At 42.1% G+C, this 18,901-nt stretch carries 26 protein-coding genes; 25 read left to right on the top strand and 1 reads right to left on the bottom strand.

Translation table 11 applies throughout. The annotated features are described in order from the left end of the window. Nucleotides 1-204 precede the first annotated feature (204 nt). From B5F34_RS12250 to B5F34_RS17385, 18 genes are all read left to right on the top strand, one after another. Entirely contained in the window at nucleotides 205-816 is a 612-nt protein-coding gene (locus B5F34_RS12250; RefSeq protein WP_013616538.1) for a TetR/AcrR family transcriptional regulator, read from the top strand. A gap of 131 nt (nucleotides 817-947) precedes the next feature. Further along, the gene (locus B5F34_RS12245; protein WP_162609333.1) at nucleotides 948-2,054 is read left to right on the top strand and encodes a site-specific integrase; all 1,107 of its coding nucleotides are present in this window, start codon (nucleotides 948-950) and stop codon (nucleotides 2,052-2,054) included. 118 nt (nucleotides 2,055-2,172) lie between these two features. Continuing rightward, nucleotides 2,173-2,811, top strand: a complete 639-nt coding sequence (locus B5F34_RS12240) for an ankyrin repeat domain-containing protein (protein WP_004329683.1) — start codon at nucleotides 2,173-2,175, stop codon at nucleotides 2,809-2,811. 489 nt (nucleotides 2,812-3,300) lie between these two features. Beyond that, on the top strand, nucleotides 3,301-3,822 hold the full coding sequence (locus B5F34_RS12230; protein ID WP_013619062.1) for a hypothetical protein: 522 nt from the start codon (nucleotides 3,301-3,303) through the stop codon (nucleotides 3,820-3,822). A gap of 284 nt (nucleotides 3,823-4,106) precedes the next feature. After that, nucleotides 4,107-4,892: a DUF1963 domain-containing protein gene (locus tag B5F34_RS12220; RefSeq protein WP_239448944.1), complete on the top strand. Its 786-nt coding sequence runs from the start codon at nucleotides 4,107-4,109 to the stop codon at nucleotides 4,890-4,892. Between the two features lie 79 nt (nucleotides 4,893-4,971). Further along, nucleotides 4,972-5,562 carry a T6SS immunity protein Tdi1 domain-containing protein gene (locus tag B5F34_RS12215; protein WP_004309992.1) on the top strand — a complete coding sequence of 197 codons (591 nt, stop codon included), beginning with the start codon at nucleotides 4,972-4,974 and terminating at the stop codon, nucleotides 5,560-5,562. Between the two features lie 78 nt (nucleotides 5,563-5,640). Further along, nucleotides 5,641-6,390, top strand: coding sequence for a hypothetical protein (locus B5F34_RS12210; RefSeq protein WP_087339517.1), 750 nt, complete (start codon nucleotides 5,641-5,643; stop codon nucleotides 6,388-6,390). Between the two features lie 65 nt (nucleotides 6,391-6,455). Next, nucleotides 6,456-7,133 carry a hypothetical protein gene (locus B5F34_RS12205; protein ID WP_087339426.1) on the top strand — a complete coding sequence of 226 codons (678 nt, stop codon included), beginning with the start codon at nucleotides 6,456-6,458 and terminating at the stop codon, nucleotides 7,131-7,133. 69 nt (nucleotides 7,134-7,202) lie between these two features. Further along, a complete protein-coding gene (locus tag B5F34_RS12200; RefSeq protein WP_041584185.1) occupies nucleotides 7,203-7,595 on the top strand; it encodes a hypothetical protein in 393 nt (130 codons plus the stop codon). Between the two features lie 134 nt (nucleotides 7,596-7,729). Beyond that, entirely contained in the window at nucleotides 7,730-8,224 is a 495-nt protein-coding gene (locus B5F34_RS12195; RefSeq protein WP_087339423.1) for a hypothetical protein, read from the top strand. Nucleotides 8,225-8,367: 143 nt separating this feature from the next. Next, nucleotides 8,368-8,961 (top strand): hypothetical protein, encoded by a 594-nt coding sequence (locus tag B5F34_RS12190; RefSeq protein WP_087339420.1) that lies wholly within the window; start codon nucleotides 8,368-8,370, stop codon nucleotides 8,959-8,961. Nucleotides 8,962-8,991: 30 nt separating this feature from the next. Then, nucleotides 8,992-9,756, top strand: coding sequence for a hypothetical protein (locus tag B5F34_RS12185; RefSeq protein WP_087339418.1), 765 nt, complete (start codon nucleotides 8,992-8,994; stop codon nucleotides 9,754-9,756). Between the two features lie 60 nt (nucleotides 9,757-9,816). Further along, on the top strand, nucleotides 9,817-10,344 hold the full coding sequence (locus tag B5F34_RS12180) for a hypothetical protein (RefSeq protein WP_087339415.1): 528 nt from the start codon (nucleotides 9,817-9,819) through the stop codon (nucleotides 10,342-10,344). 94 nt (nucleotides 10,345-10,438) lie between these two features. Then, complete coding sequence (locus tag B5F34_RS12175; protein WP_239448942.1) at nucleotides 10,439-10,858, top strand: hypothetical protein; 420 nt, start codon at nucleotides 10,439-10,441, stop codon at nucleotides 10,856-10,858. Between the two features lie 30 nt (nucleotides 10,859-10,888). Further along, nucleotides 10,889-11,440 (top strand): hypothetical protein, encoded by a 552-nt coding sequence (locus B5F34_RS12170; protein ID WP_087339512.1) that lies wholly within the window; start codon nucleotides 10,889-10,891, stop codon nucleotides 11,438-11,440. A 97-nt stretch (nucleotides 11,441-11,537) separates the two neighbouring features. Continuing rightward, nucleotides 11,538-11,792 (top strand): hypothetical protein, encoded by a 255-nt coding sequence (locus B5F34_RS12165; RefSeq protein WP_140393007.1) that lies wholly within the window; start codon nucleotides 11,538-11,540, stop codon nucleotides 11,790-11,792. A 94-nt stretch (nucleotides 11,793-11,886) separates the two neighbouring features. Further along, nucleotides 11,887-12,360, top strand: a complete 474-nt coding sequence (locus B5F34_RS12160; RefSeq protein WP_087339409.1) for a hypothetical protein — start codon at nucleotides 11,887-11,889, stop codon at nucleotides 12,358-12,360. A gap of 29 nt (nucleotides 12,361-12,389) precedes the next feature. After that, on the top strand, nucleotides 12,390-12,692 hold the full coding sequence (locus tag B5F34_RS17385; RefSeq protein WP_072544693.1) for a hypothetical protein: 303 nt from the start codon (nucleotides 12,390-12,392) through the stop codon (nucleotides 12,690-12,692). 219 nt (nucleotides 12,693-12,911) lie between these two features. Here B5F34_RS17385 and B5F34_RS17605 read toward each other — a convergent pair whose 3' ends face one another. Further along, the gene (locus tag B5F34_RS17605) at nucleotides 12,912-13,091 is read right to left on the bottom strand and encodes a hypothetical protein (protein WP_162609332.1); all 180 of its coding nucleotides are present in this window, start codon (nucleotides 13,089-13,091) and stop codon (nucleotides 12,912-12,914) included. 423 nt (nucleotides 13,092-13,514) lie between these two features. Here B5F34_RS17605 and B5F34_RS12150 point away from each other — a divergent pair, with 423 nt between their 5' ends. The 7 genes from B5F34_RS12150 to B5F34_RS12120 all read left to right on the top strand — a co-directional run. Further along, entirely contained in the window at nucleotides 13,515-13,739 is a 225-nt protein-coding gene (locus tag B5F34_RS12150; protein WP_087339407.1) for a hypothetical protein, read from the top strand. A gap of 97 nt (nucleotides 13,740-13,836) precedes the next feature. Further along, the gene (locus B5F34_RS12145; protein WP_013616505.1) at nucleotides 13,837-14,259 is read left to right on the top strand and encodes a hypothetical protein; all 423 of its coding nucleotides are present in this window, start codon (nucleotides 13,837-13,839) and stop codon (nucleotides 14,257-14,259) included. Between the two features lie 64 nt (nucleotides 14,260-14,323). After that, complete coding sequence (locus B5F34_RS12140) at nucleotides 14,324-14,791, top strand: hypothetical protein (protein ID WP_013616504.1); 468 nt, start codon at nucleotides 14,324-14,326, stop codon at nucleotides 14,789-14,791. 71 nt (nucleotides 14,792-14,862) lie between these two features. Next, nucleotides 14,863-15,351, top strand: coding sequence for a hypothetical protein (locus B5F34_RS12135; RefSeq protein WP_013616503.1), 489 nt, complete (start codon nucleotides 14,863-14,865; stop codon nucleotides 15,349-15,351). Further along, nucleotides 15,338-16,912, top strand: coding sequence for an ankyrin repeat domain-containing protein (locus B5F34_RS12130; protein ID WP_083535624.1), 1,575 nt, complete (start codon nucleotides 15,338-15,340; stop codon nucleotides 16,910-16,912). The genes B5F34_RS12135 and B5F34_RS12130 overlap by 14 nt, the downstream gene beginning before the upstream one ends. A 7-nt stretch (nucleotides 16,913-16,919) precedes the next feature. Then, nucleotides 16,920-17,894, top strand: a complete 975-nt coding sequence (locus B5F34_RS12125; RefSeq protein ID WP_072544695.1) for an ankyrin repeat domain-containing protein — start codon at nucleotides 16,920-16,922, stop codon at nucleotides 17,892-17,894. Nucleotides 17,895-17,923: 29 nt separating this feature from the next. Continuing rightward, nucleotides 17,924-18,901 (top strand): DUF1266 domain-containing protein (locus tag B5F34_RS12120; protein WP_087339509.1); only part of this gene is annotated, 978 nt, incomplete at its 3' end.

Below are 18,901 nucleotides of genomic sequence, written 5' to 3'. Positions count from 1 at the left end.
CTGTCATGAGCGGGCCAACTATCATTACTCCGCATATCGAAAGGCAGATTCGAGTTTTGCAAATAGAAAGATGTGTGCCGAGACTTTTTTTTAATCATACTCCAAAAAAAACGATAATCAGCCATACAAAAAAAAGATTAAAACCATTGTGAGATGGTTTCAAATACATATCTTTGTTACAGAAAGCAAAATAACAGAAGAAGTATGTTTACCAACAAGGAAGAAGTATTGGAAAATGCATTACGGGTATTCGCCAAAATGAATTACGAAAAAGCAAGCCAAATGGAAATAGCCAAAGCCTGTGGGTTGTCAAAAGCCGGACTGATTTATTATTTCCCTCTCAAACTTGACCTGTTTGTTGCAGTAGTGGACAAATACGTATTCAACACCCAGCAGTTGGAAAACAAGTTCAAATTCACGGGAGGTTCGTTTTCGGAGTTTATCGACCAATATGTAGAGGGTGTGGAAAATACCATGAACCGCCTTGTGCACATGCTTAACGACGGCAACAATCCCAACGGGTGCTGCTTCAATTTCTACTACTACCATCTGCTGATGCAAGTGCGATTATATTATCCGAATGTAGAGAAAAAGCTGGCCAACATATTCGAGCAGAATCTCCAGCTGTGGGAGACCGCCATCCAAAAGGCAAAAGAAAACGGGGAAATGCGTCAGGACCTGGATGTGGAAGAAACGGCCTCAATGTTCTGGCAAGTCTTTTTCGGCTCCTCTTTTGAACAATCATTTTTTCAAGGTCTGAATATCAAGCAACTGAGGAAGAAACTGCATTTTATTTACTCCTTGTTGAAAGCCTGAAACCGATTTTCCGCCCGCTCACACTCGCATATCATCTAAAATTAGTTGTTTTAACACAATAAAACAGACCAGTTGGTTTGTTTTTGCAATCCTTTTCCTATATTTGCGCTTATGATTCATCTTTCGACGACATGGACAAGGCTCAGAGGCAAAGAGGGAGCATCATCCTGCACAAGGAAAAAAAGGATGGTGTGGATTATGTCCGGATAGAGTATGCAGGAAACGGGGCAATCCCCCTGCTGCTCGCCCAGGATACAGGCGTGGAAATGACCGGCAAGGATTCCGCTTGCATGGCGGCTGCTGTTTTCAAGCTGTCGGATTTCTACGACCGCTATTCTCCCCATGCCTATATTGATTACAGCCGGGTATATGTGCGGCATCCCAGACCCAAGAGGGAATACACGCTGCCGGAAGGCTATCTGGAACTGCTGGAACAGAAACGCTACAGCCCATCCACCATAAAGACCTACCGGGCTTATTTCAGCGACTTCGTGGAGTACCACAAAGGGCGCAACATCGACCGCCTGAAAGTGGCGGACATCAACAGGTACATTCTTTATCTTGTAAACGAAAAGAAGATTTCTGTTTCACAGCAGAATATGCGCATCAACGCCATCAAGTTCTACTACGAGCAGGTGAAAGGCGGGAAACGGCAGTATTACGGCGGCATCACACGAGCCAAAGAATACAAGACCGTCCCGGAAGTATTGAGCAAGAACGAGATAAAACGCATCCTCGACCAACTGTCCAACATCAAGCATCACTGCATGATTTCCTTGGTTTATTCAGCCGGATTGCGGCGTAGTGAATTGCTGAACCTCACACCAAAAGACATCAACAGCGAAATGATGTCCGTGCGTATCATGGGTAAGGGCAAGAAATGCCGCTACTCGCTGCTTTCGCCCAAACTGCTGGAAGAGCTGCGGCGGTACTTCCGTGAATACCGACCGAAGAAATGGCTGTTTGAGGGCGAAACGCCCGGACAACCGTACTCGGCAAGCGCATTGGTGAAAGTGCTGAAAGAAGCCGCACAACGTGCGGGCATCAAGCACCGAGTGCATGTACACATGCTCCGCCACTCGTTTGCCACACACCTTTTGGAACAAGGGACAGACTTGCACACGATACAGGAACTGTTGGGACACAACGACATAAAGACTACAGCCATATATCTTCATACATCGAATGCACACAAAGCTAAAATCCCAAATCCGCTTGATTCGCTGGATGATTCGTAGGGTGCGGCTATTAGAGATCAGGAAACACACCTGCCGGGTGTCGGTTATCGAAATATCCTATACCTACAGGTGTATTTATAAACAAATTAGCATTAATGTTCGACTTAAAAAAGTAAATATGAAGATAATAAATTGGACATTACTTTTTATTGCAGCGTTTTTTTGTTGCTTTGATAGCGTGAAAGCAAATCCATTGCGGCAAGATACGATACGGGATGTAACCTATCAACTTTATCCGTTGGGGGTTGCCTGCCGTGACAATGATATGGCAACCATAAAACGGTTGCTGGCTGGAAAAGATGAACCTATGGCAATGGGTAACGATTTTTATGAGTTTGACATATTCTATACGGCGATTTACTTTGATAAAGAGGATGTATTGAAATATGCCCTTACCAGGTATAAGGACATTAATAACAGATTATATAGTGACGAATACGGGCTGACGCTCCTGACATACGCCTGTAAATTGTCTAATGTGAAGTTAGCCCGTATATTGCTGGAGCATGGCATTGACGTAAACGGTTACCAAAGTCCATACGATACATATAAAGTATATCCGATTATGGAAGCCATTGCCAATAATAACATTGAACTGGTTAAATTGCTTTTAGAATATCATGCAGATCTTAATATAAAAGATAGTAACGGCAACACCCCTCTTGCTTTAGCAAAGGAAATAGGTGCAAAAGAAGTAGAAGATTTGCTTTTGCAATGGAAGGAACAACAAAAAAATAATGCTAACAACGCAGGATAACGGATAAGCAGTTCCCTGCTGAACCATTATGAACAGTAGCAATATATGATACATAGAATATTAGGATATTTATGGTATAAGACAGAATACTTAATCCGACATTCAGATTCTTGGCATGTCCCAGATGTGTTAAGTATTATAATTATGTTTTACGGAGTAGATATAGCTTTGATATATTGGGCAGCTACAAGTGTTAATCCGGGACCACTTTTTCTGCTTGCCTTTCCTCTTATATGGATTATTCTGTATATCTATTATCATTATAAACGACGGTATTTGAAAATTCGAGAGGACGAATCGTATAAGAAATATTCCAATATATGGGCTATTCTATTTTTAATATTACCGTTTATTATTCTAATTGTATTGCTGTTTATGGCAGATAAATTTTATATGCCATATTAATCTTTTATAATAAAATAAGTTCATAACAAGGTTGAGATAACAGCTAACGCTGTTTCTCACCAAACCATTAATAGTAATATGAGTATGACAAAAATAGAATTGAACCCCTTAAAGGGAATACATATCGCAGAAGTTGGAACAATAGAATTTGGAATGACAGCTAACGAAGTAAAAGAGGTTTTAGGACAACCAGAACAAGAAGATGATTTCCAATTATTCTATTATTCTGAAGAACTTCGTTTGGATTTCAATTCTCAAAAATGTTTAGAGTTTATTGAAATTATATCAGGTCCATATCCCAAAGCTATTAAGCCAATATTATATGCTGTCAATCCTTTTGAGTTATTGGCAAATGAATTAGTGGATTTGCTGATACAAAAGAACGGCTCTGATATTGACTATTCAGAAGCTCCCGAATGTTATGCTTTCAGAAATATTTCTGTTGGCATATTCCGAGAGGTTTCAGAAGAAACGATACGACAAAGCATAAAGGAAGCTAAGGAAAATGGAACATATGAAGATGAAAAGATATGGCTTTTAGATGATTTGGAGAAAAGTAAACATTTTTGGACTATCGGCATAGGTCTGAAAGACTACTATAAGTAATTTACTATTAACAAGCCGGGATAACGGACTAACGCCGTTCCCCGCCAAGCCATTAGTGATAACAGCATAATTTACAAATTCAAAATATATAGGTATATGATTGTATGTGCAATAACTATTATACTCATAGCGATTTTACTCTCGCTATTCTTGTTTAGGAAAAAAAAGTACAGTATCGGAAAGAAAATAATATTGATAGTATGCTTTTCGATAGGCATGTATATTTTGTTCAGTATCATTATGCTGCTATATTTCTTCTTAGGTGATTTCTCCGCAGAAGAATTATGGTAAAAATATCACTAACAACGCAGGGTAACGGCAAGCCGTTCCCTGCTGAACCATTATCTGCAATAATTAAATCAATTAAAGTTATGAAAAGAATAAACGAAATTAAAAAGATGCTTGCTAAGAAGGCAACAATCTTTACATCTGGAGGTTTCAAACCAACTTACTCTGATACTGAAAGCTGGATTGGTAGAGTATATCTCTATGAGGAAGATGAAACCATACCTGTTGATAGTAATGGAAAAATGATGTTTCCATTATTACAGATCTGTCTTGACGGACTTCCTTATATTCCTGATTCACTTAAAGGAATTAAAGTGCTGACAGTTTTTGTGTCAGATAATATTCCGGTAGAATTAGTCGGTAATGGAAACAACTGGGTTTTGCGTGAATATAAGGAAGGAGACATATTGGTAAATAAAGATCTGTCTAATAATTCGTCACCCATAAAACCGTTTCCATTGAAAAGTAGATTAATAGAGGAAGATTATCCAATATTTGATGGTGGTGACATTCCCGAAGATATAATGGAAGAGTTGGAGGAAATGGAAGATTCGGAGGAAATAACCGACTATTATGATTATACAGAATGCCACTCAGAACATAAAATAGGCGGTTATCCTTGCTACATTCAGTCTGGTATAAATTGGGGCGAAGGATATGAATTTGTACTTCAGATAGCTTCTGATGAGAAAGCCAATTTGAATATCATTGATTCTGGCAATATATATTTGGCTAAAAACAGGTTAACAGGTGATTGGAAGTTATATTGTGATTTTTATTAAAATATGCAGATAACAAGCAGCTGTGCCGCTTTTAACGGCGGCAAGCTGCATCCCATTATCAACCATAAAACGTAGAAATATGTACGAAGAATTTTTAGAAAAAAGCCTCAATAGCAAGAGGCAAGCAGTAGATGATACTTTTATTGCTAAATATGCTGATTTGTCTTATCCCGAACTGAATACTTTATGGCAGGAGGTCGGGTTAGGAAGTTTTTGTAATGGGCTGTTTAAGCTCATCAATCCATCCGATTATCAGGATGTGATAAACTCCTGTTTTGAAAAGGAGGATGACCAATCATTTCTACCATTCATGTGTACGGCTTTCGGCGATCTCTTTGCCTATGTAAAGAATCCGAGACTGAATAATTACGTCGTTTATCTGAATGTCAGATACGGGACATATTTAATACTTCCTGCCAATCTTCGTGCGATTTTTAATAAGGTCATGGTAAATGAAAGTTTCTTGAAAGGCTGGTTTGATTTAGAAAATTATCCTATAATACAAGAAAAACTCGGAACTCCAGATTATGACGAGTGTTTCGGATATTCTCTACTTTTGGCTTTGGGAGGAAGTGAAGACATTGAAAACATCAAGATAGTCAAGACTATTCCGTACATTGACATTTGTACCCAAACAATCGGCGAATTTGAAATTGCAGATAAATGGTGAATATAGAATAGGTTGATAACAACGCAGGATAACGGCAAGCCGTTCCCCGCTGAACCATTATAAACAGTAATGCAAAATATGAAACAGAAAATATACCATATCAGTATTTTTTTACTCTTTTGGTTTTGTGGAGTAGCCTATCCACAAAATCACAAAGCGGATATTTTGCAGCAAGACCTTACTGGCTTATTTGACAATTCAAGCATGATTGGCATATTAGGAGAAGATTGTAGCCGAATTGACATTCATATTACCGATGCTCGGAAAATAGATAGTAGAGAATATGAGATAATTGGTATCAGTCGTACCCGATTGTCCGTAATATGTCCGTTTAAGGGAAAGGTTTGTATAGATAGCATTTCTTCCTGTTCTCAAATAATAAAAAGTGAATATACGGAAGTGGACGGTTTCATATACGGGCATTACTCGTTTGAGGAATACGGAGATAAACGATATAGCGGTACATTCTCCGGTTCTTTCAAGCAAGGGTATCGGATGAGAGGACAACAAATAGAGAAAGGACTAAATGAAATATCAGAACTGAAATTGAACTTATCTGAATATCGGGGTAAGTGGAAATCCGCAAAGGGGCTGACAAAAGTCTGTTCCTGGGCAGATGAAATCATACCAGATACTCCAGCAAACTTCTGCCTGTTTAATGATGCAGGAGAATGGGTTGTATCACCGAAATATCGTAAGAATGGTTGGGAAAATCTATATAATGCCTATCACAATGAGAATCTGACAACGGACGAGATACAAAAGGCTCGTGAAGTGGAAGAACAGGAATGGTGGGTAAATAAAAGCCAATCATGCAAAGTAAATTGAGTTTATAACAAAGCGTGATAACGCTTACAGCGTTTCCCGCTTAGCCATTATAAACAATAAAGCCAATGGATATAAAGAATGATATATATATCATGAAAATGAATGACAAACTGTATCAACGGTTAATACAGTCGGAACATATCATTCATGCCAAAGTTGAAAGTGTTTTAGGGCAAATCTCTTCATGGAAGTATGCCACCAATGAATTGTATGTTCCTGCTCCCTACCAAAATGAGTTAGCGGGTTTACCAAGCGGAAGAATACGAAAAAATGTTGAAGAAAAAGACCGTCTAAAAATAGCCGGTCTGTATTCTTTTGGCTTTGATGCAGAAGGAAAAATACTTTGTTCGCAAGAAGCTCCTGAGAATATAGAAAATGGCATCATAACTGATATATATGAGTATGATGATGCCTTTTCATATCATGTATATCATGTTAAATATATACCCAATCAATATACAATCATAATCTCAATAAGCTATTTTTATTCATACCATGAAATGAGTATCTTTCAGGGTATAAATGCGTATAAAGATTGGTCTGTGTATTTGTATGAATACGATAAAGGAAGAATTAGCAAAGTACATAGTTATGCTTCTCGCTGGGGAGACAGAGCTGCAGAAGAATATAATTTTGTCTATGATAACAACATTTTATGTGCAATAGTTGGAGAGAAAAGACTAAAGAATGGAGAATTAGATATCCATTGGAAAAACAAAAAAGTTTATAACAAGGAAAGCTAACCTCTAAACGAAGTTCCTTTCCAAACCATTACTAACAACAATGTGATTTATATTTTAGAACAATCGCCGATGAAAACGATTATTGACTACTTGTTTTTCAGGTATTACATGGTTTGCATAAAGAGAGAAGAATTTCCCCGTTTTGGGGCAACGTGCATATTGGCTGAAATTGTCACAATGGCTTATTTGTTTGCTGTGCTGATACTGTCGTTTTTCTTAACGGGAGATTTCTTTTTGCCAAATACTTCCGGAGAAGAAAGAATTGTAATAGGAGTAATAGGCTGTTTTCTCCCTTGGCCTGTAATATACCTATATTATAGCAAAAAAAGGATTAAGGCTTTGTTGGAAAAATACCAAGACAATGTTTATAACACCAAATATTCGGACAAGACCGTATTAAGTGTCAGATATGTTGTACCGACTATTGGGCTTCTTTTAATGCTCTTTCTTTATCAGTTTTAAATATCGAGCAAGTTATGAAGTATCAATAATTTATCGGATTGAAAAATATAAATAAGTTAGTAACAACGAAAGATAGCATCTAACGATGCTCCTTTCTAACCATTACCGATAATAACAAATAAATTAATTTCATCATGGGACTATTTTTACAAATTACGTTTCAATCACAAGGAGGAAGAACACCCGAAAAAGCATTTAAAAATCAAAAAATTTTAGACTATATTATAGATGGCCTAAACGATTTTGATTGGCAAGAATCAAATTCGACCAAACTAACTACTCTTGATCCCCAATACAGCCATATTACAATTGGCGCAATTCTTAGATTTTTCCTTTCAGAAAATATAGAAGGTGGCAATTTAAAATCATTTTACAGATACCTAAAAAAAGATGATAAACTTATAATAGATCAAATGCTTACAATAGATAAATACGATGATTTATCTGAAGATGAGACGAGAAAAGCACTTTGTGATGATATATTCCTATATTTCAAAGAGGTTATCTTAAAATATAAAGACCGCTTTCTTGATTTTAATGCCGTTGCTTTTATCCCATTGCTTGAAGAAAGGTTTGAGGACATAAAAAACGGTAAATTAGTAAGTAGAAGAAAATATGAACAATGGTAATTATAGGCTATCAAAGAAGGTGGGTAAATTGCTTTATCTCATTTCTTCATCGAAATTTTATAATATCAAAATAAGTAAAAAATATCGGTAACGAAGCGTGATAACGCTTACAGCGTTCCCCGCTAAACCATTAGTATAAAGACATGAGAATATTTGTATTATATAGTTTGCTCCTTTTCCCACTTTGCTGTGTTATAGCGAAAAACGGCTATGTGGAACAAAATCCAGCCAAGTATAGTTCTTTGACTGAACAAGATACCCTTTATATAGAAACAGAAGAAACAGAATTTGAAATTCTATATAGGCTGTGTTTTAATCAACAAGGTAAAAAGCGTGTTGTTTTTGAGTTAGAAGCGGTAGATGATAGCAGTATTGACTTTATGCAAAGCTATACAATCAATGGAGTAAGAAAGTTTGATTGCTTTGCCGTGTATGATAATGTGGCAGACGGAAATCGCTTCTTATTCTTTGATTATGAAAGTCAAATTGCTTACATAACGTCCACTTGTTTTTCCGGTTTCTATCCGATATACAGTTCTGTGGACTTTTCAAAAGCAGAAGTCTTGTTGCGAAATGAGCATTCCCATTTGAAGCAGCTAAGTGATACGTTAAGTATTGATAGCAAGGTGGATTATGTGCCATTTAACTGTAATAATCAAATTATAAAGGCAACTTTTGTTCCATGCTCCCAAGTGGGAAAGGACAATAAATATCTAACAACGAAAGATAGCATCTGACGATGCTCCTTTCTAACCATTAGTTGCAATATGAGAATGATAATAATACTTCATATTTTATTCTTGCTTTCACCTTATACTTTTGCACAAAACTATAAGGAAACTATTCAAGCAGAGATTGATGCAATAAACGAGATGTCTTTGTGGATTGCATACCTTGTTCCTTGGGATAGTCTGGGGAAAGTGATAGAGGATGAATATATGGATTTTAATCAAGTTCATTCATACAAAATCTTGGATGATGGTCAAATCAAGAATGCCAATATATTGTTCACTATGTATTTCGATAGCGATAACAAAATCAGGAAAGTATTTAAGCGATGGGCTGACGGGGGTGCATTGCATAGTATCGCATATTATGATTCCAATGGGCGATTGATATATGGAGTATATAGTAGAGGAGATGAAATTCACGGAAAGTTGTATGCTGACGATTCGGGTTTTCATATAGAGCATTTTCCTGAAGCGAATGAATGCAATGACTGTTTTGAAGCGTACCTATTCTTGTCTACGAAATGTATAGAAACTCAATATAGTATAATATTACAAAGCCCCCCGAATGCTAAAAGGACGAACTTTACGCCACAAGTTGGAGATAATGCCATACTATGCAGCACCCACGTTTATTCTTTACCTAATGGAGAAAAAACTACCAAAGGTGAAGATGGCGTAGCAGTCCGATTTGGAATGCCTGTTGTCATAAGTGCATTAACAAATGGTTGGTGCAGAGTAAATTCTATTTTCAATGCTCCTTTTGGTTATATACCTATTCAAGACATTGAAATCATTAAGTAAATTAAGTAACTTACAATAGTTGAATGCTATTCTTCACCAACCCGCTTAGCCATCAAAATCATGCTAAAGTTATTGGAGAAATATTACAATATAAATTATTACTGCACTTATAAGCTGCTGTTTTTCATTTTCGAGAGGATGCTAAACCCTTTCTATTGGCTAAGCCTCTCGAAATGGGACAACCGCTATATAAAACGGGGCATTTCGATGGCTCAGAAACAAGAAGCAGCCGAAATGCATAAAGGCATCAATGGTTCTATCATAATTTGGTCGACTAACACCCCATGCATCATCAGCTTTTGGATGCTCTGTCTTGTCTGCCTTGCCTGCATCAAGATTTTCAGGGTGGAATTATTGAGCGTTTTGAATATGATTGTTGGGAACATCTTCCTCTGTATTTTGTGTTTCGCAATCATCGTGCTGTTCTTGTATTATGCCAATCGTATATTCCTGTTCAAGCACGACAAGTATAGGAAGTATTTCGCCAAGTTCGAGAAGGAGAAAAAGTATCTGCTCTATTACGGCATCTATGTCGTTTCTCTGATAGTCCAGTTCGCGACTTTCTACCTGCTGCTAAGTAGCGCATGAGGCGATGGCGAGATAACGCTTATATCAGACTGAAACATAACCCATAACGCAGGATAAGGTCGAACTGTTTCCTGCTGAATCATTGGCAACCAAAATGGAGAATATGACTATCCGATTGAAACAACATAAAGGATTGGTAAAGACAATAGCCGTTATAGCTGCCCTTGTGCTGTCGGGGTGGCTATATCGTGAGCTTCATCCGACCATTATCTTCCATACCCCACAAGAAAGCAAGTATTTGGGAAAGATAGTTTGCACGGCAGATGGGGATTTGGAGAAACTGTATATCGAAAATCATACTGTCCGCTACAGGTTGCCCTACCTTTGGAGTTGGAAAGAGGAGGACGAGGTGGCTGTTTTCATAGATAACTACGGCGATGTCATCCGCAAAGAGGATTTGGACTTTTGGAAGTTGGATATTTATTTAGATGAAGATAATTGCTACCAGAGCCACAGCAAGACGGAATACCGTTGGGGCTTATGGCATATCTTACAATCAAAGACTGATAAATAAGTTGATATGTATGCTAAACCCAAGTTGCCCATGAAAAAGCGAACCATACTTATCCTGACCATCCTCGCAGCAGGGTTGCTGATGTGGAAATGGCTGGCTTGCGGGTACAATCCTGACAAACCGACGGAGTTTTATCCGATTCTCACAAGACTGAACGATGGCATGAAACACGAAGCCTTTGTAGTAAGCAATGCTCCGTGCGACACCTGCGAGTTGCGCAAGGTGGTGGAGAAATACGACATTGAGACATTGCCGCTGGACACTTTGGAGAAATACGAATCCATATCCCGCACCTATTATAAAGAAACAAAGTATATGACGAAGAATTTCAAGGAGGGCGAGGAATACGACCCGGTGTTCTCCACTTGGGACAACATCCAAGATTTCAGGAACCACATTGACGACATTTTAATGGAAACGCACCACTATTCGGTGGACACGAACCAGAAATACCACACGGTTTGGGTACATTGGGATTGGGACTACAAGAAAGGCAACAAATATGTGAACCGCATCAAAGAACTTTTCCAGGATTGGAATTCTTTTGTCTGCGCCAAAAAGAAGCTGTACGGTATTGAATGATATGAAAATACTTGTCCCTGTCATATTGAATATAATCTGCTGTGCGGCATATTGCTTATGCCTCAATCAAATCAATGTATGCAAACCGATTGCGCACATGGACATTTCGATAGGCATCCTCTTCCGGTTCAGCATTGTCATCCAGTTTTTGACTTTACTGGCGGGCATGTTCATCCTACGGCTTACCCGAAGAAAATTCCTGATTGCACTCCCGGTGATAATGCCTGTGCTGCTATGGAGCAATCATCTGGATATATTCCCTCATAGGGCATTCGTCTATATGGGATTGTCTATTGTAATTTATGGAATCTACCTATTCATTTGCGGGTATTTAACCAATCGGTATGGATAATTCATAAAAAAATCCGGCCGTATGGTCAGTCTCTCCATTATTTTCCGTAATTTTAGACGGTGGATTAGGATTGCCAACTTGAAATACCAATTCAATGAGAAAAGCCAATGCTATAAAGTTCACGATATACTTCTTGCTTTTCGCTGTCATTCTATACTTTGAATATTATGCGATAGAAATGCAAGGGGGAGAATGGATTGCCCATGACGACCGCAGACCTTTGGTAAGCATGATGGCACTAATTGGCATTTGTCCCATTTATATATTGTATGATATAGCGATACGCAATACGTTGTGTCGGTTGTCCGCTCTTCTGCTGCAAGCTGTTTTTAACCTTTGGAGCCTATTATGGTTTAGCGCACTGCCGACACTTGGCACCTACGAAGCGGAATATGAACGCACAGGGGTACTGCCGGAGAATATGATACCGTCTGATGAAAACAACTTCTACTTTTGTTGGATTGTTGGCGCAATCATCATGACTTATCTTACGGTGGTAATGATTATTTCTTATGCTATGAAACTGTATGCCGGTAGCAAACGACTTAATCACCCCAATAGTGATTAGTTGCCGCCGGATATTATAAATTGGAACGAATGATTCATTGGCAAAAGATAGCAAGGACGATATGGGCGTTATGCTGCCTGTTGATGCTATGGGCAGGCATCAGTGATTACTTGCAGTTCACGAGGCATCCGGAACTCTATCCCATAGGCGAAGGCTTCGGATGGATTTACGAATCCTCCTGCAATTACATCGTTTCCTGTTGGATAATCGTCTGTTGGGCAGTTGTCGGTATAGGCATATCTGCTTTATATCGGATGAGATATAATACGGTCTGCCTTTGGGCACACATCATCCTGACCGCCCTGACGATAATATATCGTTTTTTTCCATAATGTAAAGCAAGCATGAAAGCAATCAGACTGATAAAATTCTTCTTCGATGCAATGTATTATCAATTCTTCATATTCAACCGGGACAAATTTCGGTTGGAAAACCCGCATGAAAGAACTGTGATGCTATTTTGCGGACTATTATTTTTACCTGCAATAGTGTTGATTTATCCATTGGTCAAAGATAACTTCGATTATGATTTGCCGTTTATTTTCTTCATCCTAATCTATTGCATCATGTATCATTTCATGAGCAGGCATTACATCAAAAAGAAAAGGGGAATTGAAATAATGCGGGAAAAGCCATTGCTGTTTGGCAGTCAAAGGTTCTCCTGCATCATGTCCTGGGTGATTTATCCTCTTTGGGTCATATTGCTTTATTTCATCATAACGCATCGCCATTGGCTGAGAATTGTATAACAGAGAATTCAGTAGTTGGCAGCAGAAGGACAGCATCTTACAATGCTCCTTTCAAAGTATTGCAGGGAATCGGATTTCGGGAAATACGAAAGGAATTGTGCAGTTGAAAGATTTAAGCCGCATGTTGAGAAGGCATCAACGGTACGGAGGGTATCGGTAGATTTCAATGCTGAATATCAGGCGATTTACACAAAGAGGCTTCATTTCCTTTGCTCTTTACTGAAGGTCTGAAAGCAGATTTCCGGTAAAAACCATATCCGTAAATCATCCTTCTTATAAGTTTTAACACAATAAAACAGACCGGTCAGTTTGTTTTTGCAATCCTTTTGCTATATTTGCGCATATGAATTTAGTTTCGGCAACATGGATAAGATTCAGAAACAAAGAGGAAGCATCCTTCTGTACATGGAAGAAAAACATGATGCGTATTACATCCGGATAGAGCATCCGGGAATGGCCTGCTGTGTGTTCCGGGCAGGTCGGTCAGAATGTGTCGAATACCGGAAGACCCGAAAGCGAAGTACCGGCACTATTCCGATTGCAGGAGGAATCGTATGTGCGAACGGATATATCAAAATGCCTTTTATGATGGCTGCTGTCAAGAACAGCTACATCGAGGCTCTGGCATGAAAATCAAATTTTCGTAAAATCACGCCGGAAGATACAGAAATACTTCGTATGCGGAGGTGCTTCAACCCAATGGCGTTTCTACAAACAATATATATATATGAATAATACAACAAAAGTAAGAATAGTCTATGAATGCAGCATCATTGGCATTGTTCTGCTGACATTCTTAAAAAGCATGTTCCCATACATGGATGCATGGTGGTATGTAGCCCTTATCGCTTCACTTACAGGACTATGGTTCTCGTTGTCTTACCTGAAACGACATAATTACAGATGGGGGTTCAGCTACATAGAGAATCACTTGTACATTGACCTGTTATTGAAAGTACAGAAATGGTTTCAGAACGCTACAATCACGGCCCTGCTGATACCTATATTCTTGACAGACCTCCTGTATAATCATTTTTGTTTTGTAGCATATATATTGCTTGTTGGCATGTTCTTAGGCGTGAAACTGGCTGTTTATACGGTAGAGTATGCCATATACAAAAGCAAGTTCATCGGCTGCAAGGAAAGGTAGCCCCAACCGGTGTTCTTTTTCAAACCATAAAACTCATTCTCAAATAACACTTAAAACAAGAACAATGAATCATATCAAGAAGCTGGCAATTGCTTTATTGGGAAGAAAAAGAGAATATGCGATAAAAGGCTTGGGAGTTTTTCATTCCAAAGTTTGCGATTGGTGGCCGAACGAGCGATGCGGCTGGTGGTGTACATTACAGTTGCCATCATATTCGGCTGAAACAGTGATTTGGCTGGATGGAGACACTTCGGCTCCATTACCCCGGCAGATATTGGATTTACAGGTGTTGCTGGAAAACTGGAAATCAGTGAATGAGCGAGTGGGAAGCCGCTTGCCTGATGAAAGCCGGTTGGCACATAAGGAAGAAATATATGCCTCGTGGCAAAACAGATTCTATCCTGAAGAAATCAAATTATCCGAGAAATACAACAATAGCTGGGAAATCACCTTCACCACATATGATTTGGATTATAGCTTCAGCTTTATATGGAAAAATAATACAATACAGAATTTAATTTTAGATCATTAAATCAACAAAATGTGGCAGGCAGCATGGCTACTTAATAAAAGTCATTTATAAATTCCAATAAACTTTCTGATATGACACAGTTTGCAAATACCCCAGGCATACCTAAAGAAGATGCGGACAAGCTGTTCGCTGCTGGAGTTTCATTCCTAAGCAACAAGGCTTTTTCTTCCGCCTATGTGTGCTTTGACCGTATTCCGGCCAAGGATTTTAAGCTACTGTACAACAAAGCCCTCTGCTGTTTCATGGTGGAATGGTACGATGAGTGCCACAGGCTGCTTTGTGAAGCCGAACGCCTTGTGCCCATGAATGTCGGCCACGGCACGGAAAGACTTCCTGAAGCCTTCCTCCGTTACCTCCATGACGAGGAGTCACCGTTCTGCCCCATGCCGCAAGGCACTCCCGAGCCGCTGGCATACACACGGATCTTGCGCCTGAAGGCGGAAGCCGCTTGCAAACAGCATCTGTACGGAGAACTTAAGGCCATTTCCTTCCGGCTGGGCGGGAAATACAAACATATTGAAACGTTAATCAATACTTCATGCAACAATGATGACCAATAAAGAAATCTACAATCTGCACACTTCCCATGATTCGGAACCTTCCGAATTATACGAAGCATACCAGGATGTCCCGCTTGACAGCCTGGACGAAAGCCGCAAGAACAATACCCCTCTGCATACGGCCTGCCATTTTGCAGACATGACAGCCGTAGGTATCCTGCTGGACAGGGGCGCGGACCCCAATGTGAAAAACGATGACGGCGACACGCCGCTGTGCGTCATGGCGCGGCGCGGTCCCCGACCGGACGATGCCGACATTGCCGGCCTGCTCCTGTCCAAAGGGGCGAGAGTGCCCCGTTCCGGCAAAGACACGACCGCCCTCATCGAAGCCGTGCGCAACCGCAATTTCCAGATGGCCGATGCCCTTCTGACGACGGGGAACCGCATTGATTCTACAGACAGGAGCGGCAGAAACGTGCTGCACGTCATCTGCTTGTCTGCCGGACTTATTGCGGACGATATCAGGCGCACGGAAGGACGGATAGCAGATTTTTCCCAGCGGTGGTACTCGGACAAATCCAAGCAGGAAGCGTATGCCGAACTGGAAAACCTGCGGGAATCGGACAGACAGTGCTGCCACACCGCAAAGCTCATTCTGGAAAGCGGACAGATAGACCCTGAAGAAAAGGACAGCATCGGGAAAACCGCCTTTGACATAGCCGTGGAAAGCGGTGCGCGTAAAATCGGGGCATTGCTGTCGGGACAGGACCCCGAAACGGACGGTCTGGCCGCCCTCGCCGGAGGGCTGGACATCTTCCAGGCATTATGGCACAATGACATGACAGCCCTGGATGCCCTGTTGCGTTCCGGAGTAGATACCCAAAGCATCTGCGAGGATAAAAACATGACCGACTTCAAGGGCAAATCCCCGTTGGGTTGCGCCCTTGCATGGGAGAACTTCACCGCAGCGGAAATGCTGCTCAGAGGTGGTGCCGACCCGAATTTCGGGGATGCTGAAGAACGGACGGCCTTTGCCGTATGGATGAGCAACAGAGGACACGAGCACGAGGACAAGGAAGAATGTCTGCATTTCCTTCAATGCCTGACGGAATGTGGATGGGACCCGGAAAGCCCTGCCGACAAAGAGGGGAACACGGCCCTGTCCGTCGCCTGCCGCGGGGCAGGATATGATACGGGTATCTGGGCTGTACGTTATCTTGTGGAGAACGGGGCGGATGTAAATGCCGCCAACATGCAGGGACAGACCCCTGCGATGAATCTCTACGGGGGACGGTACTGGGACGGCAACATACCGCGTTTCGCGGCCATGCCGAGGTCATATCCATACGACGGGCGTTCCTGCACGGAACAGGATGCAGAGACACTTGAAATACTGCTTGAAGCCGGAGCGGACATCAACGCCAGGGACAAATGGGGCAATACCCTGCTGCATTACATCGCAGCCAGCTCGATGAGAGGCTCGAAGGAAGCCGCCGCCCTCGTGATGGACTTCGGTACCCCGGACGTGAACGCCGTGAACAATGAGGGGCTGACAGCCCTGGACATTGCGGCGAAGAAGAACGACGAATCCCTTGTGAAATTTTTATTGAAATACAGCTGAGAATCGTATGGACAACAACATGACATTTCTGAATGCCTGCCGGAACGGACAGAAAGGCATCGTGCTGATATTCCTGAAGAAAGGCGGCATCGACGTGAACAAGCGGGACGCCGAGGGCAATACGCCGCTGCATTACGCTTGTCTGAAAGGTTACAGGGACATCGTGAACCTGCTGCTTGACAGCGAGGCGGATGCGACCATCGCCAACAACCTGTCGGAAACACCCTTGCACGCCGCTTCCCGGAGCGGGAACAAGGAGATAATCGGGAAACTGTTACAATACGGAGCGGACATTGATGCAACGGACAGCGATGGCCGTACCCCGTTGATCCGTCTGCTTGACAACAGGCGTACAGACGCCGCCCTGTTCCTGATAGAACAGGGAGCGGACACGGAAATAGCCGACAACACGGGGCACAAGGCGATAGACTACGCCACTGCACAAGGATTGCGTACAGTGGTGGAACGTCTGTCCGTAGAAAGCACGACCGATACACATGGCAACACACCGCTTCATCAGGCGGCTTTCAACGGCCAGTCGGAAATCGTCCGCTCGCTACTTTCTGCATACCCCGACATGATAGATACGGCGAACGACGTAGGGGAAACCCCGTTAATCATCGCCTGCATGAAAGGAAACCTTGCCGTTGCCAGGCTTCTGATCGGTGCCGGAGCTGATGTAAACAAGGCCCAATTGGACGGAAACAGCTCGCTACATTTTGCCGCATGGTCCGGGAACAAGTTTATCGGCAACGACCTGATAGCAGCCCACGCACAGGCAGATGCGCAGAACGGGAACGGGGAAACGCCCCTAATCCTTGCCGCCAGAGAAGGGAACAACGAATTTGTCTCACTCCTTGTGGAGCATGGGGCGAACGTGAACCTTGCGGACAATCTCCAGCATACGGCATTGTATTATGCCAGTGAGCGGGGTTACAACGAAATAACGGAAATCCTGCTGACGGCAGGAGCCGAAGGATAGAGTATCACATTTTTAATAATCAAGATGATATGACAAAAGAAAAAGCAAATCCTCAAAGTCCGGAGGAAATGGCAAAGGCGGCACAGGAAGCCGCAGTAAAGGCGGCAATGGAACAGGCACAGTCCATGTTCGGGAATATCCCGGGATTCCAGATGCCCGGCGGCATGGAGGAACAACTCATGGCACAGATGGGCGCGGGAATGCCCGACATAGCAGCAGCACAGGCACAGCAGGAAGCTATGCTGAAAGCGGCGGGCATAGACCCGGAGACGGTGGCGCAGGCAGGCCGTCAGAACATGGCATACGCCCAGCAGATGATGCAGGGAATGATGGACGGCACACTCGGAGAGGAACTGTCCTCATCCGATGCAATGGCACAGATGATGGACGCCTTCGGTAGTGATGGGTGGACCATTAACAAAGCCGACGACGGCAAACTGGATACGGCACAGCTCCGGCTGCTGGCTTTCGGTGCGCCCATGTTAGTGTATAATGACGAGAATGTGGATTCGATTGACTGTCCTGAGGAAGATGTCGAAAGCATCAGGAGCACGATTGAGAGCTGGTGGAATGTGACTGACCGCGAGAGTACACTGGAGATTGTGAAGTGGCTGCTTGAAGAAGGGCATCATGCCGAGGCCGACGAAGCCCTTGAAAAAGTCCGGAAACGGGGAATCGAAAACATATCACAGGAAGAGCGAGACGACGAGGAAAGCAAGATAGGAGATGTCTGCCTGATAGCGGAGAGCATGGAAGAAAACGGATGGTGTCCCGGAGGGAAGATGCCGGGCAGCGTCATCGCATGGGATCTGGTGCGTCTGGTAAACCTCGGACGCTGGGCATACCTTTGCGGCTATGTGAACGAGGGTGAAATGTGGCAAATCATGCAGGCGGCGGCAGATACGGCACTTGAGCATTTCTCTTCATGGGAGGAATACGGAATGAGTTTCGTCATGGGCAGGGGCGTATGGCACGGTGACCCGGATGACAGTGAAACGGCATACGAG

It is taken from the genome of Mediterranea sp. An20 (genome assembly GCF_002160055.1).
GTDB lineage: Bacteria > Bacteroidota > Bacteroidia > Bacteroidales > Bacteroidaceae > Bacteroides > Bacteroides avicola.
Note: the sequence above shows the minus strand (reverse complement) of the source record. Positions and strands in the feature narration are given on the sequence as shown.